This window comes from Stenotrophomonas sp. HMWF003 (genome assembly GCF_003061285.1).
Classification (GTDB): Bacteria; Pseudomonadota; Gammaproteobacteria; order Xanthomonadales; family Xanthomonadaceae; genus Stenotrophomonas; species Stenotrophomonas maltophilia_AP.
Genome location: NZ_QAIW01000314.1, coordinates 9,670 through 10,029, shown reverse-complemented (window position 1 = coordinate 10,029; position 360 = coordinate 9,670). Strand labels below are relative to the sequence as shown.

Annotated in this window: 1 protein-coding gene; it reads right to left on the bottom strand. The window is 74.2% G+C overall.

What is annotated here, in order from left to right:
* The coding region (locus DBR34_RS22985) for a polyphenol oxidase family protein (RefSeq protein ID WP_258223896.1) at window positions 1–360 on the bottom strand (360 nt) is incomplete at both ends.

The following is a 360-nucleotide window of genomic DNA, read 5'->3' as shown; positions in this document are numbered from 1 at the left end:
CGTCCGGTACGGCGGTCGCGGCGGTGCGAATAGAACCGCTGCGGGTCGTCGATGCTGCACAGCTGGCCGCCGCTGATCAGCGCCGGGTCGACCCCCACGCTGTGCAGGCGGCGCCGAGCCAGCGCGTACAGGTCCACCTTCCAGTGCCCCGGGCGGGTGGCCGCGAACGCCGCTTCGGCGCCTGCATCGCGTTCGACGAAGGCCGCGAACACGTCTTCGCCCACTTCGTAATGGGCCGGGCCGGCGGCCGGTCCCAGCCACGCCTGCAGCTGCGCCGCCGGGGTGCGCATGGCAGCCACGGTGGCTTCCAGCATGCCGTCGGCCAGGCCGCGCCATCCGGCATGGGCCGCGCCGATCTCG